13 protein-coding genes are annotated in these 14,319 nt (G+C 71.1%); 9 read left to right on the top strand and 4 right to left on the bottom strand.

Translation table 11 applies throughout. The features are described 5' to 3' along the window. Positions 1-36: 36 nt before the first annotated feature. From K8625_RS29135 to K8625_RS29125, 3 genes are read left to right on the top strand one after another with little or no spacing between them, the layout of a single operon-like run. Complete coding sequence (locus K8625_RS29135; protein WP_223784532.1) at positions 37-981, top strand: LysR family transcriptional regulator; 945 nt, start codon at positions 37-39, stop codon at positions 979-981. Between the two features lie 45 nt (positions 982-1,026). Beyond that, on the top strand, positions 1,027-1,815 hold the full coding sequence (locus tag K8625_RS29130) for an endonuclease/exonuclease/phosphatase family protein (RefSeq protein ID WP_223747893.1): 789 nt from the start codon (positions 1,027-1,029) through the stop codon (positions 1,813-1,815). A 39-nt stretch (positions 1,816-1,854) separates the two neighbouring features. Next, positions 1,855-2,370, top strand: a complete 516-nt coding sequence (locus K8625_RS29125) for a TfoX/Sxy family protein (protein ID WP_223748027.1) — start codon at positions 1,855-1,857, stop codon at positions 2,368-2,370. A gap of 13 nt (positions 2,371-2,383) precedes the next feature. On the opposite strand, the gene K8625_RS29120 is transcribed toward K8625_RS29125, so the two are convergent. After that, positions 2,384-4,030: an AMP-binding protein gene (locus tag K8625_RS29120; protein ID WP_223747892.1), complete on the bottom strand. Its 1,647-nt coding sequence runs from the start codon at positions 4,028-4,030 to the stop codon at positions 2,384-2,386. A gap of 91 nt (positions 4,031-4,121) precedes the next feature. Then, a complete protein-coding gene (locus K8625_RS29115) occupies positions 4,122-5,030 on the bottom strand; it encodes an Fpg/Nei family DNA glycosylase (protein WP_223747891.1) in 909 nt (302 codons plus the stop codon). A gap of 163 nt (positions 5,031-5,193) precedes the next feature. Between K8625_RS29115 and K8625_RS29110 the strand changes: the two genes are divergently transcribed. Both K8625_RS29110 and cysK read left to right on the top strand, forming a co-directional pair. Then, complete coding sequence (locus K8625_RS29110; RefSeq protein WP_223747890.1) at positions 5,194-6,039, top strand: serine O-acetyltransferase; 846 nt, start codon at positions 5,194-5,196, stop codon at positions 6,037-6,039. A 44-nt stretch (positions 6,040-6,083) separates the two neighbouring features. Then, positions 6,084-7,007, top strand: a complete 924-nt coding sequence (gene cysK / locus K8625_RS29105) for a cysteine synthase A (RefSeq protein WP_223784531.1) — start codon at positions 6,084-6,086, stop codon at positions 7,005-7,007. Between the two features lie 8 nt (positions 7,008-7,015). On the opposite strand, the gene K8625_RS29100 is transcribed toward cysK, so the two are convergent. Continuing rightward, positions 7,016-8,152, bottom strand: a complete 1,137-nt coding sequence (locus tag K8625_RS29100; RefSeq protein ID WP_223784530.1) for an aminotransferase class V-fold PLP-dependent enzyme — start codon at positions 8,150-8,152, stop codon at positions 7,016-7,018. A gap of 153 nt (positions 8,153-8,305) precedes the next feature. Here K8625_RS29100 and K8625_RS29095 point away from each other — a divergent pair, with 153 nt between their 5' ends. The 4 genes from K8625_RS29095 to K8625_RS29080 all read left to right on the top strand — a co-directional run bounded on the left by K8625_RS29095 (position 8,306) and on the right by K8625_RS29080 (position 12,741). Next, positions 8,306-9,841, top strand: a complete 1,536-nt coding sequence (locus K8625_RS29095; RefSeq protein ID WP_223784529.1) for a cytochrome c — start codon at positions 8,306-8,308, stop codon at positions 9,839-9,841. A gap of 263 nt (positions 9,842-10,104) precedes the next feature. Beyond that, positions 10,105-11,391 carry a LamB/YcsF family protein gene (locus tag K8625_RS29090; RefSeq protein ID WP_223784528.1) on the top strand — a complete coding sequence of 429 codons (1,287 nt, stop codon included), beginning with the start codon at positions 10,105-10,107 and terminating at the stop codon, positions 11,389-11,391. Beyond that, complete coding sequence (locus K8625_RS29085) at positions 11,391-12,263, top strand: biotin-dependent carboxyltransferase family protein (RefSeq protein ID WP_223784527.1); 873 nt, start codon at positions 11,391-11,393, stop codon at positions 12,261-12,263. Before K8625_RS29090 ends, K8625_RS29085 begins: the two co-directional genes overlap by 1 nt. A 1-nt stretch (position 12,264) precedes the next feature. Next, the gene (locus tag K8625_RS29080) at positions 12,265-12,741 is read left to right on the top strand and encodes a GNAT family N-acetyltransferase (RefSeq protein WP_223747884.1); all 477 of its coding nucleotides are present in this window, start codon (positions 12,265-12,267) and stop codon (positions 12,739-12,741) included. Here the strand turns inward: K8625_RS29080 and K8625_RS29075 are convergent. Then, on the bottom strand, positions 12,720-13,973 hold the full coding sequence (locus tag K8625_RS29075; protein ID WP_223784526.1) for a GAF domain-containing sensor histidine kinase: 1,254 nt from the start codon (positions 13,971-13,973) through the stop codon (positions 12,720-12,722). The genes K8625_RS29080 and K8625_RS29075 overlap by 22 nt on opposite strands. Between the last annotated feature and the right edge of the window lie 346 nt (positions 13,974-14,319).

Below are 14,319 nucleotides of genomic sequence, written 5' to 3'. Positions count from 1 at the left end.
ATCGCAACTTCCGCATAGAGTTCTTGCCGAATCCGCATGACTCGAGACCAGCTCCAGGCCTTTCTCCGAGTGGCACAAGAGGGGCGCCTCTCTCCGGCGGCCAAGGGACTGGGACTGTCCCAGTCCGGACTGTCCCGGCAGCTCCAGGCGCTCGAGGCGGAGCTGGGCACCCGGCTGCTCGTCCGCACGCCCGCTGGCGCGGTGCTCACCGACGCGGGTGAACGCTTCCTGCCCCATGCACGACGTGCACTGGACGCACTGGCCGCGGGCACGTCCGAGCTGGAGCGATTGTCGGGGACGCCTCGCGGCCCCGTGTCACTGGGGACGTTGCACACCGTGGGGGCGTACCTGCTGCCGGACATCATCCCGACGTTCGCGCGGAGATTCCCGGAGGTGCGCCCCCGGCTCAGCGAGGGCATGAGCACGGCCCTCGAGGACAACGTGGTCCGAGGCGTCCTGGACCTGGCCATCGTGTCGTTGCCGGTGCGGCACACGGACCTGGTGGCGCAGAAGCTGTGGGAGGAGGTGCTGGTGCTGGCGGTGCCGCGTGGGCATCGCCTCACGAAGGTCACCCGGCCGCTGTCCTTGGCGGACGTGGTGGAGGAGACGTGGGTGGTCATCCCCAGCATGAGCGGGACGCGGGCGCTGGAGGCCGAGTGCGAGGCGCGCGGGGTGACGCCCAGGCTCGCGCTGGAGACGGACAACGCGGAGGCGATGCGGCGCATGGTCGAGCGCGGCCTGGGCGTGGCGCTCATCCCGGAGCTGATGGCGCGGGACCACCAGTCGCGCGGCTTCGACGTGGTGCCGCTCGTGAAGAGCGGGCTGAAGCGCCAGGTGGCGCTCGTGCATCGGGGCGAGGGCTACCTCACCGCGGCGGCGCGCGAGCTCAAGTCGTTCATCGTGGAGAGCGTGCGAGCGATGCTCGAGCCATGGGGGGCGGGCAGGCGCGCGGGAGCGGCCTCGGGCTCGCGGGTGCGGTAGCTTGGCGAGCCCATTCACGCGCCCTTTGGGCGAGAGAGGAGATTCATGCCGCTGAAGGTGATGACGTTCAACGTGTTGCAGGGAGGCGAGGAGCGGTTCGACGACATCGTCACCTTCCTCGCCCGGAACGCACCGGACGTGCTGGTGCTCCAGGAGTGCCTGGGCTGGGACGACGGCGGGAGGCTGCGTCGGGTGGCCGAGGCGCTGGACGTGCCGCAGGACGAGGCGCACCTGGTGCTGGGACAGTCCCGCTCGCGGCCCAGCGGGCGGTGCTACCACGTCGCCGTGGTGAGCCGCCCTCCCCTGCGCTCGCTGCGCATCCACAATGACCGGCACTTCCTGGGCCACTGCATCGTCGAGTGCGAGCTGGAGGCCAGCGGCCCGGTGACGCTGTTCGGCACACACTTCGACGCGCACCACGAGAAGCTGCGCTACGTGGAGGCGCGATATCTGCGCTCGCTGCTGGACGCGTCCCGGTTCCGCGAGGGGCAATATCTGCTGGTCGGCGACCTCAACTCGCTGTCGCGCAGGGACCCATATCCGGTGGACCTGGAGGACCGGCTGCGGCGGGCGGGCACGGACAAGTACGGCCATCCGCCGCGCTTCGACGTCATCGACGACATCGAGGACTACGGCTGGGTGGACACGCTGCCGACGCGGGCGGCTTCGACGCGTTGGGTGACGGCGCGGCGCAACCGGGGCGGCGTCACCATCGACTACCGCACGGACTATGTCTTCGCCTCGCCGCGCATGGCGGAGCGACTGGTCTCCGCGGAGGTCATGGACGTGGGCGACACGTCGGACCACAACCCGCTGGTGGCGACCTTCCGCTAAGAAGCGGCGCCAGGGAAACGGAGGAACACGGTGGCTCGAATGGACAGCTTCGTGGAGTACACGGTCGAGTTGTTGGAGAAGCTCGGCCCGGTGCAGGCCCGGCGGATGTTCGGCGGCTGGGGGCTGTACTTCGGCGGGCGGATGTTCGGCCTCATCGGCGACGGCCAGCTCTACTTGAAGACGGACGAAATCTCCCGACCGGAGTTCCAGGCCGCGGGCTGCCGTCCCTTCGTCTGGGAAGGCGGGGGCCAGCGCATCGAGATGAGCTACTGGACGCCGCCCGCCGACGCCAGCGATGACGCCTACGCGCTGCTGCCCTGGGCCCGTCGCGGCGTCGACGCGGCGACCCGGGCCGCGCTGAAGAAGGCGCCGAAGAAGAAGGCTGCCGCGAAGAAGACTCCTGCGGAGCCCGCGAAGAAGGCCGCCGCTCCACGCAAGGCCACCAAGACCCCGGCGAAGAAGGCTCCCGCCAAGAAGCCCTCGGCGACGAAGAAGCCCGCCGCGAAGAAGACCTCCACCGCGCGCAAGGCGAAGCCTTCGTCCCGCCGCCGGTGAGCCCGCGCGCCGCTCAGGCGGTCTTGATGTCCGCCGCCGTCTGCAACCCCAGCTCGGCGACGGAGACCTCGCGCATCCGGAACTTCTGCACCTTGCCCGTCACCGTCATCGGGAACGCATCCACGAGCTTCCAGTAGCGCGGAATCTTGAAGCTCGCGATGCGCCCGGTGCAGTGCTTCGTCAGCTCCTCCGTCGTGAGCGCCACGCCCGGCTTCGCCTTCACCCAGGCCATCACCTCCTCGCCGTACTTCACGCTCGGCACGCCGATGACCTGCGCCTCGCTCACGCCCGGGTGCGTGTGCAGGAACTCCTCCACCTCGCGCGGCGAGATGTTCTCCCCGCCCCGGATGATGAGGTCCTTGATGCGGCCCACGATGCGCACGTAGCCGTCCGCGTCCATCGTCGCCAGGTCCCCCGTGTGCATCCACCCCGCGCGGTCCACCGCCTTCGCCGTGGCCTCCTCGTTCGCCCAGTACCCCAGCATCACGCTGTACCCCCGAGTGCACAGCTCCCCCGCCGTCCCGCGCGGCACCACCTCGCCCGTCTCCGCGTGGACGACCTTCACCTCCAGGTGCGGATGCACGCGCCCCACCGTCGACACGCGCTTGTCCAGCGGGTCATCCAGCGAGCTCTGCGTCGACACCGGTGACGTCTCCGTCATTCCGTAGCAGATGGTCACCTCGCGCATGTTCATCTTCGACTGCACCTGCTTCATCACCTCCACCGGACACGGCGAGCCCGCCATGACCCCCGTGCGCAGCGTGGAGAAGTCGAACTCGCCGAAGCGCGGATGGTCCAGCTCCGCGATGAACATCGTCGGCACGCCGTACAGCGACGTGCACTTCTCCGCCTGCACCGCCTGCATCACCGCCAGCGGCTCGAAGGCCTCCCCCGGAATCACCATCGTGGAGCCGTGTGACGTGCAGGCCAGGTTGCCAATCACCATCCCGAAGCAGTGGTAGAACGGCACGGGGATGCACACCCTGTCAGCGGGGCCGTACTTCAGCGACTCCCCGATGAAGTACCCGTTGTTGAGCACGTTGTGGTGCGACAGCGTGGCCCCCTTGGGGAAGCCCGTCGTCCCGGACGTGTACTGGATGTTGATGGGGTCATCGAACTGGAGCGACGCCTCGCGCGCCTCCAGCGTGTGCCCGCTCACGTGCTTCGCGTTGGACAGGAGCAGCTCCCAGTCCTCGTCCAGCACCAGCGCCACGCGCAGCTCGGGACAGCGCGGACGCACCTGCTCCAGCATCGACTTGTAGTCCGTCTGCCGGAACCCCTTGGACAGCAGGAGCACGCTGGTGCCCGACTGGTTGAGCGAGTACTCCAGCTCCGCCGTGCGATAGGCCGGGTTCAGGTTGACCAGGATGGCGCCGATGCGCGCCGTCGCGTACTGCGTCACCACCCACTCGAAGCGATTGGGAGACCAGAGCCCCACCCGGTCCCCCTTCTCCACGCCCATGGCCAGCAGCCCCTTCGCCACCTGCGTCGTGGTGTCCCACAGCTCACGGTACGTCGCCCGGTAGCCCTGGGAGACGACCACGAGCGCCTCGCCGTCCGGGTACCGCTCCACCGTCCGCCGCAGGTTCTGCCCGATAGTCTCTCCGAGCAGCGGAGTGGAACTGGTGCCATGCACGTACGAGGGAGGCAGTGGGCTCATGCCGGCATCGTCACGCCGTCCATCGCGGTGGGCAAGCCTCACCGACCTCGCCTGCACACTCCTCATCGTCGCGCAGGAATTGCGCGGCACCTCACCGGGCCGTCGAGCGGGCGGTCCGCTTCTTCACCTCGCGCCGCGCGTCGCGTCGCTTCTCCTGGACCGCGCGAGCCTTCTTCTTCGCGACCCGAGGTCGAGGCCCCGCGTCGACGCCCTGGCACTCCGCGCAGAAGAACAACCCCCGCGCCGCCAGTTCCCTGCGTCGCACCTTCGCGCCACAGCGAGGACAGGGCTGTCCCTCGCGGCCATACACACAGAAGCGCTCCGCGCGCTTGCGCCCCGCCACACACTCCGGCACCCGCGGCGCTCCCGGCGTGACGATGTGCCCATCCCGCGACGCATCCGCCAAGAGCCGCTGGAGCACGTCCCACAGCCTCGCGAAGTCCGCCTCGCTCAGCGCGCCCGCCGGCAGCAACGGGGGAAGCCTCGCCAGGAACAGCGCCTCCGCCCGGAGGATGTTGCCCACGCCGGACAGCCGCTCCTGGTCCAACAGCGCGAGCGCCAGCGGCATCCGCCCCCGACACAGCTTCTCGCGCGCACGCTCGGGCGACGACTCCGCGCGCAGCGGGTCCTCTCCGAGCCTCGCGCGGAGCTTCGCCTCGTCCTCCGCCGTCAACAGCTCACAGGCCTGCGGCCCGGTCAGGTGCAGCGTGGCGTGGGGCGAGGACAGCCGCAGCCGACAGGCCGGGGACGGCACAGGCGCCTCGCTCCGGAAGTGGCGGATGTTCCCGAACAACCCCAGGTGCACATGCAGCCGGACCTCGCCCTCGAAGCGATAGAAGAGATGCTTGCCGTGCGCCTCCACCGCCTGGAGCACCCGCCCGGACACCACCCGCGCCCCGTCCCCGAAGCGCCCCTGCGGCGAGTCCGCCGTGAAGCGCCGGCCCGACAGCCAGCGGCCATGGACCCGCGCCACCCGGTGGATGATGTTCCCTTCTGGCATCCCCCTGGGTAACCCCCGGCCCTTCCAGGCGCCAAGGCGCCCCTGCCCCCCGCCCGGGGACCGGCCGGGGCGGCGCCCCTGTCCACTGGGCTCCTCCCCACCACCGAATCGGGCGTTCCCCTGATGCGCGCTCACCACGCACCGCATTAAAAGGGGGAGGTTCATGGAAGACTCAAACGCCAGGCTGGTCGCCGCGCTGCTGGAGGCCCGACAGCGCCACTGCTTCCCCCCGGATGTGCGGCGGGCGGCTCCCGAGTTCGTCGGACAGGTGCTCGGACTGCTGTTCCCCCACTTCGCCGAGCGCCTGGAGTGTACCGCCGCCGCCGTGCGCCGGGACGTCACCACCGTGGAGGCCAGCCTCCACCGCCTGCGCGAGACGCTCGCCCCGCTCTACCCCGACATCAACGCCAGCATCCCCACGCGCTTCATGGAGCGGCTGCCGGAGCTCTACGACTGGCTGCGACAGGACTCGCAGGCCATCTTCGAGGCCGACCCCGCCGCGCGCTCCGTGGACGAGGTCATCCTCACGTACCCGGGCTTCCTCGCCATCGCCATCTTCCGCGTGGCCAACGCGCTGCACACGCTCGGCTTCCCGCTGCTGCCGCGCCTGCTCACCGAGCACGCGCACCAGCGCACCGGCGTGGACATCCACCCGGGCGCCACCATCGGCCGCAGGTTCGTCATCGACCACGGCACCGGCGTGGTCATCGGCGAGACGACGCTCATCGGCAACAACGTCACCGTCTACCAGGGCGTCACGCTGGGCGCGCTCATGGTGGAGAAGGCCCTGGCCGACAAGAAGCGCCACCCCACGCTCGAGGACGACGTGGTGGTGTACGCCAACGCCACCATCCTCGGCGGGGAGACGGTGGTGGGGCGCGGAAGCATCGTCGCGGGCAACGCCTGGCTCACCCAGAGCATCCCCCCCAACTCGGTCGTCACCCGCCGCAGCGAGATTCGCCCCCGAGGGGCCGACGGCGCCATGGACGCCATCGAGTTCCACATCTGAACGCTCCCGAAGCACCCACCGCGCAGCCCCCGACGAGGCCCGACATGAAGGCGAACAACATCCTGGAGACCATCGGCAACACGCCGCACGTGCGTATCAACCGGCTGTTTCCGTCTCGCGTCACGGTCCACATGAAGCTCGAGCGCGCCAACCCCGGCGGCAGCATCAAGGACCGCATCGCGCTCTCCATGATTGAGGACGCGGAGAAGCGCGGCATCCTCAAGAAGAACAGCATCATCATCGAGCCCACCAGCGGCAACACCGGCATCGGCCTGGCCATGGTGGCCGCGGTGAAGGGCTACAAGCTGGTGCTGGTGATGCCGGACTCGATGAGCATCGAGCGCCGCCGCCTCATGTCCGCCTACGGCGCCACGTTCGAGCTCACGCCCCGCGCCCAGGGCATGAAGGGCGCCATCGCCCGCGCCAAGGAGCTGGTGGAGCAGGTGCCCGACGCGTGGATGCCCCAGCAGTTCGAGAACGAGGCCAACATCGAGGTGCACAAGCGCACCACCGCGCAGGAAATCCTGAAGGACTTCCCGGACGGGCTCGACTACCTGATTACGGGCGTGGGCACGGGCGGCCACATCACCGGCTGCGCCGAGGTGCTCAAGCAGCACTGGCCCAAGCTGAAGGTGTTCGCGGTGGAGCCCACCAAGTCGCCCGTCATCAGCGGCGGCCAGCCCGGCCCCCACCCCATCCAGGGCATCGGCGCGGGCTTCATCCCGGCGAACCTGCACACCAACGTCCTCGACGGCACCATCCAGGTGAACGAGGAGGACGCGGCCGAGTTCGCCCGCCGCTCCGCGCGCGAGGAGGGCATCTTCGTGGGCATCTCCTCCGGCGCCGCGCTGGCCGCGGTGAACCAGAAGCTGGGCGAGATGGCCGACGGCAGCCGCGTGCTGTGCTTCTGCTACGACACCGGCGAGCGCTACCTCTCCATCGAGACGCTCTTCCCCGCGCAGCAGTAGACGCGGGTTCAGCCGCCGAAGCCCCTCACCAGCTCCACCAGTCGGTCCATCTCCGACGGCAGGTTGTAGAAGTGGGGGGACAGGCGGATGCGGCCCCGGCGCACGGAGTGGGAGACGTGGTGCTCGGACAGGTACGCGCTGAGCGCCCGAACGTTGGCCCCTGGCGGCAGGAAGGTGAGGATGCCCGCGCGAAGCCCGGGCGTGGGCCCCACCTCGCAGCCCAGCTCGACGAGGCCCTTCTCCAGGCGCGCGAGCAACTCCTGGATGCGCGCCTCGATGTTCTCCACGCCCACCTCCTGGAGCAGCTCCAGCGCGGCGCCCAGCGCGTAGAGGCCAGGGTACGCGGCGCTGCCCTCCTCGAACTTGCCCGCGTCCGGACGCAGCTCGAAGTGGGTGCGGTTGAAGTTCCAGGCGTCCGTGGTGCTGCGCCAGCCCACGAGCACGGGGCGCACGCGCGGCAGCACCGCCTTCGCCACGTACAGCACGCCGATGCCGGAGATGCCGAGCATCCACTTGTGGCTGTCCGCGCTGAGGAAGTGGATGCGACACTTCTTCACGTCCACCGGCACACAGCCGACGCTCTGGATGGCATCCACGCAGAACAGGACGCCGGCCTTCTCACACAGCGCGCCCACCGCCTCCAGGTCCGTGCGCACGCCGGTGGCGAACTGCACGGAGGACACCGCCACCAGCTTCGTGCGAGGGGTGAGCGCCCGGGCCACCGCCTCCACCGTGACGCCGCCGGACGGTGCCTCGATTTCGCGCACCACCACGCCCCGGTCCGCCAGGTGCTGCCAGGGATAGACGTTGGAGGGGTACTCCAGCGACGTGGCCACGGCCACCTCGTCCCCGGGCTTCCAGTCGAGCCCCTCCGCGACGAGCCCCAGGCCATGGCTGGTGTTGCGCACGAAGGCCATCTCGCCCGGCTCCGCGTTCAGCAGGCGGGCCGCCAGGGCGCGGATGCGCTCGCAGTGGGCCTCCCATCCCCGCTCGTGCTGGATGCCATGGTGGACCAGGTCCTCCATCCACCCGCGCACGGCCTCGGCGGCGCGCAGGCTGGTGGGGGCCACTCCCGCGTGGTTGAAATAGAGCTGCTCCTGCAGCACGGGGAACAGGGCACGGTAGGACTCGAGAGGGCGCGTCATCCGCGCGAGTCTAGCCAGGAGCCCGGCCAGCCGGGCGGGTGACGTTGACACTCCAAGGAGCTGCCCGTTCACCCGAGAGCAGGAGCCCCCCTCCCGGGACGGTGGGTGGATGGGATAAACATCGGGCCCCGGTTCCAGGAGAGAGGGCAGCACATGCGACGCGAGGTCCGCGGTGTCGTGAGGAGCATGGTGTTGGCGAGCGTGTTGCTGGCCGGATGTGCCGGCACCGTCAAGGCGCCCTATCCCAAGCTCCAGGCGGACACCTCGCCCGCGGCCATCGCGCGCGGCGCCGCCATCTTCCACGCGAGCTGCGAGTCGTGTCACCGCGGCGGTGACAACGAGACGGCCTCCGGCGCGCCCCTGCACGAGCTGCCGTCGTACATGGGGAAGTTCCACGCCTCCAACCTGACGTCCCATCCCACGGCGGGCATCGGCTCCGCGACGGACGAGGAGCTGGCGCGCGTCATCCGGTACGCGGTGAGCCGGGATGGCCGGCTGATGGTGATGCCCAGCTACGGGATGGGGGACAAGGACCTGGCGGCGGTGCTCGGGTTCCTTCGCTCGGGGCATCCGCTCTTCACGCCGGACCCGACGCCCGCGCCCCGCTCCGAGTTCAGCTTCATCGGCGGGCTGGGCTTCCGCATCATCACCGGCAACGAGCCCATTCCCCGTCCGCCGCTGGGAATCCCCGTGCCGGAGAAGGCGGCCACGCTGGAGTACGGCCGCTACATGGCGCATGACGTCTATGATTGCGCGTCCTGTCATACGCCGGGCTTCAGCCCGCGCAAGACCGAGGGCGACGAGGTCTTCTCCGGCGGCATGTCCTTCAAGGACCCCGAGGGACAGGACGTCGAGTCGAGCAACATCACCTTCCACGGGACGGGGCTCGCGCACTGGACGCTGGAGGACTTCACCCGCGCGGTGAAGGACGGCATCGCGCCGGACGGGTCCGCGCTGCGCTCGCCCATGCCCCGCTTCCGTGGAATGGACGCGGTGGAGGCGCAGGCGCTCTATGACTATCTGCGCTCGGTGCCGCCCAAGAAGAACAACGTGGATGGCGCCCGCCCGCGCCTCACCGCCACGTCCGTGCGCCCCACCTGGGTGACGAAGGTCCATGGCGCCGATGACGGTGCGGAGGGCGATGAGGGCGCCGAGTCGACGACCGTGGCGGAGGCGGCGTCTGCCACCACGACCGGTACGGGCACGGCATCCGCTGCGCCGACGACTGGCTCCGTCGCGGGCACGACGCCGCAGGGCCCGGCCACCACCGTGGCGGGCACGGCGACTCAAGGCTCGGCCACCGCGGTGGCCTCGAACACCGTGGCGGGTACGACGTCGCAGGGCCCGGAGACAACGCGCCCCGTCGCAGGCACGCAGCCTCCCGCCACCACGCCCCCCGCGCCCCGCAGACCCCGGCCCGCGGCTCCGAAGGTGGACGCGCCCAAGCTCTTCACGCAGCTGGGCTGCGCGGGCTGCCATGCCCCCGGCGCCCGCTACCACGAGCAGATTGCCCGCGCGTCCCGCCGCTCGGACACCGAGCTGGTGCGCTGGGTGCGCAACCCGGAGCAGTTCCAGCCCGGCACCCCCATGCCCACGTACGCGGACCTGCTCGACGAGCGCACGGCGCTGGCCCTGGTCCGCTGGGTGAAGTCCGGTGGCCCCGCGACGCTGGCCCCTGTCGCCCACTGAGCCCACCGCGACGCACGGCGAAGCCACCTCGCGCCCCGCGTGCCAGCCGCGCGGCATAATTCGCGCGAAATGACCCGAGAAAGCACGCCCCCACGTATCTGGGTTGGAAGTTCCTCGGGGTGTCTTTCGACAACACCGGGGCACGCGCCACCCCGGTGCCATCCGGCCCCTGCCCCGGGGTGGCGTGTGTAATCTTCCGAGTCCTCGCTGCGCTTCCCGGACAGAGGGCTGCGTCCGGGACGCGGCTCGCATAGCGTGGACGCATGACGGAGTGCCTCCTCAACATCGACCTGGGTGAGCTGCCCGACGAGGATGAGCGGCTCTACGCGCTCGCCCACGTGGCCAACATCGCCTGCGGCGCCCACGCGGGCGACGATGCGTCCATGCGCCGCGCGCTCGCCCTGTGCGCACGGCATGGCACCCGCGCCGGCGCGCATCCGTCCTACGAGGACCGGGAAGGCTTCGGACGCCGCGCGCTCGACGTGACCCCCGAGGCGCTCCGTCGACAAGTCGCCCACCAGTGCGCCCGCCTGGCCCGCCTGGCCCGCGAGGAGCGCCTCCCCGTCAGCCATGCCAAGCCCCACGGCGCGCTCTACCACGCGGCCAATGCCTCACCCGCGCTCGCCCGCGCCGTGGTGGAGGGCATCGTCGAAGCGCTGGGCACCGGCGTCACCCTCATCGGCCCGCCCACGGGCGCGCTCGCCGACGCGGCGACCGACGCGGGCCTGTGCCTCGCGCGCGAGGGCTTCGCCGACCGAGGCACCCTCCCGGACGGCTCCCTGATTCCGCGCGGCCAGCCCGGCGCCGTGCTCACCGACCTGGCCAGGGTCCGCGAGAACACCGTGCGGCTGGTGACGGGTGGAGGCGTCGACACCGTCTGCGTCCACGGCGACACGCCCGGCGCGGTGGAGCTGGCCCGAGAGGTGCGCACGACGCTGGAGGCCCTCGCCCTGCCCCTGGAGCCCCTCGGCGACGGCGCGCTGCGCCTCGTGCTCCCCGCCGGAATCGAGCGACGCGCCGCGCGCGACGTGCTGCATGCGCTCGAGGGCGTGGTGGACGCCGTCGTCACCGAGGAGCACGCGTGCGTGTACTTCGACCCCGACAGGCCGCCCGCGGAGCCTCGACTGGCCCTCGCCCGGCTGCTGAGGGGGCCCGTGGCCACGCAAGCCGCCGCGCTCGTCACGCTGCGCGTGCGCTACGACGGCCCCGACCTGGAGAAGGTCTCCGAGCGGACGGGACTCTGCGTCGACGACGTGGCCCGGCTGCACACCGCGCGTGAGTACACGGTGCGCTGCGTGGGCTTCCTGCCCGGCTTCGCGTACCTGGGCGAGCTGGACCCGAGAATCGTCGTGCCCCGACTGCCCACGCCGCGCACGCGCGTGCCGGCGCTCGCGGTGGGCATCGCCGGAGGCCGCACGGGCGTGTACCCGTTCGCGTCCCCCGGCGGCTGGAACCTGATTGGCACGGCGCTGGACTTCACGGCCTTCCACCCGGACCGGGGCGCGGTACTGCAGCTCGGTGACAGGGTGCGCTTCGAGCGGGTGGACTGATGGCGGGCTGGTTGGACATCACGGCGATGCGGGCCCCCGCCACCGTGCAGGACGGCGGCAGGCCCGGACAGATGCACCATGGCGTCCCTCCCGGCGGAGCGGTGGTGCCGGAGCTGCTGGCGCGCGCCAACCGCGCGGTGGGCAACCGCTGGGACGCCGCCGCGCTGGAGTGCCTGGGCGCGCTGGAGCTGCGCGCGCGTGGCGCGCCCCTGCGCGTCTCGGTGGATGGCCATGAGCCCCACGCGCTCGATGAAGGCGAGGTCCTCCGCGTCCCCGCCTCCGAGCGCGCCAGCGTCAGCTACGTCGCGGTGGCCGGCGGCGTGGACGTGCCGGTGGTGCTCGGAGGCCGGGGCACCCTGCTGGTGGCGCGGCTGGGAGGACACGAGGGGCGGGTGCTGCGCCCGGGAGATTCGCTGCCTGTCGCGGACGCGCTCTCGCTCGCGATGCCCGTGGAGGGACCATGGGAGGCGTCGGGCCCCATCCGCCTGACGCTGGGCCCCGACACGCGCCACTTCGACTCGCTGATGGCGGCCTCGCTGCTGGGCGGCACCTTCACGGTGTCCAGCGCGAGCGACCGCGTGGGCATGCGGCTGCAGGGGCCCGCGCTCGCGCACGGCGACGAGGGCGCGAGGACCTCACGCCCCATGGTGCGCGGCGCCATCCAGGTGACGCTGTCGGGCGAGCCCATCATCCTCGGACCGGACCACCCCACCACGGGCGGCTATCCCGTCATCGCCACCGTCATCCGCGCGGACTGGGGACGGCTGGGAGCCCGGCGCGCGGGCACGTCCGTCGAGTTCCAGGCGGTGAGCCCGCGCGAGGCCCGCGAGGCCTGGCGCGAGCACGCGCGGCGCTTCCACGCGGAGAGCTGACATGGAGCTGCGCACCGAGCGGCTCGTCCTCCGGGACTTCCGGCGCGAGGACACCCCGAGCGTCCTCGCGTATCAATCCAAGCCCGCCTACCTGGAGCACTACGGCCACCCGCCGCCCACCGCGGACGACGTGCGCGCCTTCGTGGAGCTGCTGACCCGGTGGGCCCACGAGGTCCCCCGCGCGAAGTACCAGCTCGCCATCACCCTGGAGGGCCGCGTCATCGGCACCTGCGGCGTGCGCAAGGCGTCCGCCGGGGACACCGTCGCGGAGTACGGCTGCGAGCTGGACCCGGCGTTCTGGGGCCACGGCTACGCGCACGAGGCCTCACGGGCGCTCATCACCTTCGGCTTCACCACGCTCGGCCTGCGGCGGCTCTTCGCGCTCACCCGGCCCCAGAACCGCGCCGCCATCCGGCTGGCGCAGGCCCTGGGCTTCCACGGCGTGAGCGACGAGCGCTACGAGCGCGGCCCGGACTGACCCGGCGCGCCCGTGGGGAGCGAGAAGGTGAACGTCGTCCCCAGCCCCAGCTGACTGCGCACGCTGACCGTGCCGCCGTGGGCCTCCACGATGCCCCGGGTGATGGAGAGCCCCAGGCCCACGCCGCTGCCCGGCGCGCGCGTCGTGGGGCGCTGGAACCGGTCGAACAGGACGGGCAGCAGCTCCGGGGAGATGCCCGCGCCGGTGTCCTCGACGCTCACCTCGACGACGTTCTCGCGCACCTGCGCCATCACCGTGATTCGTCCGCCCGCGGGCGTGAAGCGCACGGCGTTGCCCACCAGGTTGGAGAACACCTGGTGGATGCGGTCCGGATCACACCACACGTCGACGTCATGGGTGTGGTGGCGCAGCTCCAGGCCGATGCCCCGCTCCTGCGCCAGGGGCCCCAGCTCCGAGGCCTGCTCCAACAGCCGCGACAGCGCCATCGACTCCTGGCTCACGCGGAAGCCGCCGCCCTCGATGGCCGCGAAGTCCAGCAGGTCATGGATGAGCCGCTCCATGCGCAGCGCGGAGCGGTTGAGCGTGTCCAGGTGATGGCGCGCGCGCCCGTTGAGCGGGGCCAGGAGCGGCGCGAGCAATGACGTCGTCATCGTGATGACGCCCAGCGGGTTGCGCAAGTCGTGGGACACCATCGCCAGGAGCTCACCGCGCAGGCGCGTCTCCGACTCCGCCGCCTTGCGCGCGCGCCGCTCCGCGTCGTACAGCCGCCCGTTGTCCACCGCGACGGCGGCGGAGTCCGCGAGCGCCTGGAGCAACGCCACCTCGCGCGCGCCCGGCATGCGCCGCTCCGCCCAGTACGCGCCGATGGCGCCCACCGGGTCCGTGCGGCGCACGGGCACCATGACCAGGCTCTTCACGAAGGTGGAGCGGTAGACGTCGTGCGGGATGCGCTCGTCCGCGTAGATGTCCTCGATGACCGCCGCCTCGCCATGGAGGATGGCCCAGCCGGAGATGCACGCGTGGATGGGGAAGCGCCGCCCCTTCCACAAGGGCGCGATGGCCTCCTCGTCCGCGTAGTGGACCATGTCCCCTTCGCGCAGCACGAACGTGACGCCGTCCGCGCCACTGAGCTGTCGGGCCGCGCGGCGCACCAGCGCCATCACGTCCTCCAGCTCCCTCAGATGGGACAGCTCCTGCACCACTTCCAACAACACCAGCGCGTCATCGAATGTCAGCGCCTCGAGTGGCAAACGTTCCTGAAACCTTCTCAAGGACGACCTCCCTGGGAGCAAGACTCAGCCAACACCTCCGAAAGGAAGGACGTTCACTCGCTCGCCGCGCCCGCCAGGGAAGCGGCCTGGCGACCTGCCTCCATCCGTCCTGTCTCCACACCCTTCCACACCCCTCGTTCCCGCAGGAACGGAAAAAGTTGCAACCGCGCGCGCCCCTGGAAGGTTCCGCTGCGCCCGTTCAGAAAAGCGAGCACCCGGGTGAGGGGAAAAAAGCGGGGGTTTCGTTCAGGGGACAGGTGCGCATCCCGGCCCGTCATGACGACGACCGGGCGCCCCTTCCGAGAGGCTCCCCGTGTCATCGCATCAGGACGTCGCCCTTCGCCTC

It is taken from the genome of Myxococcus sp. AS-1-15, assembly GCF_020037055.1.
Lineage (GTDB): Bacteria > Myxococcota > Myxococcia > Myxococcales > Myxococcaceae > Myxococcus > Myxococcus fulvus.
This window is presented reverse-complemented; position numbering and strand designations above follow the sequence as displayed.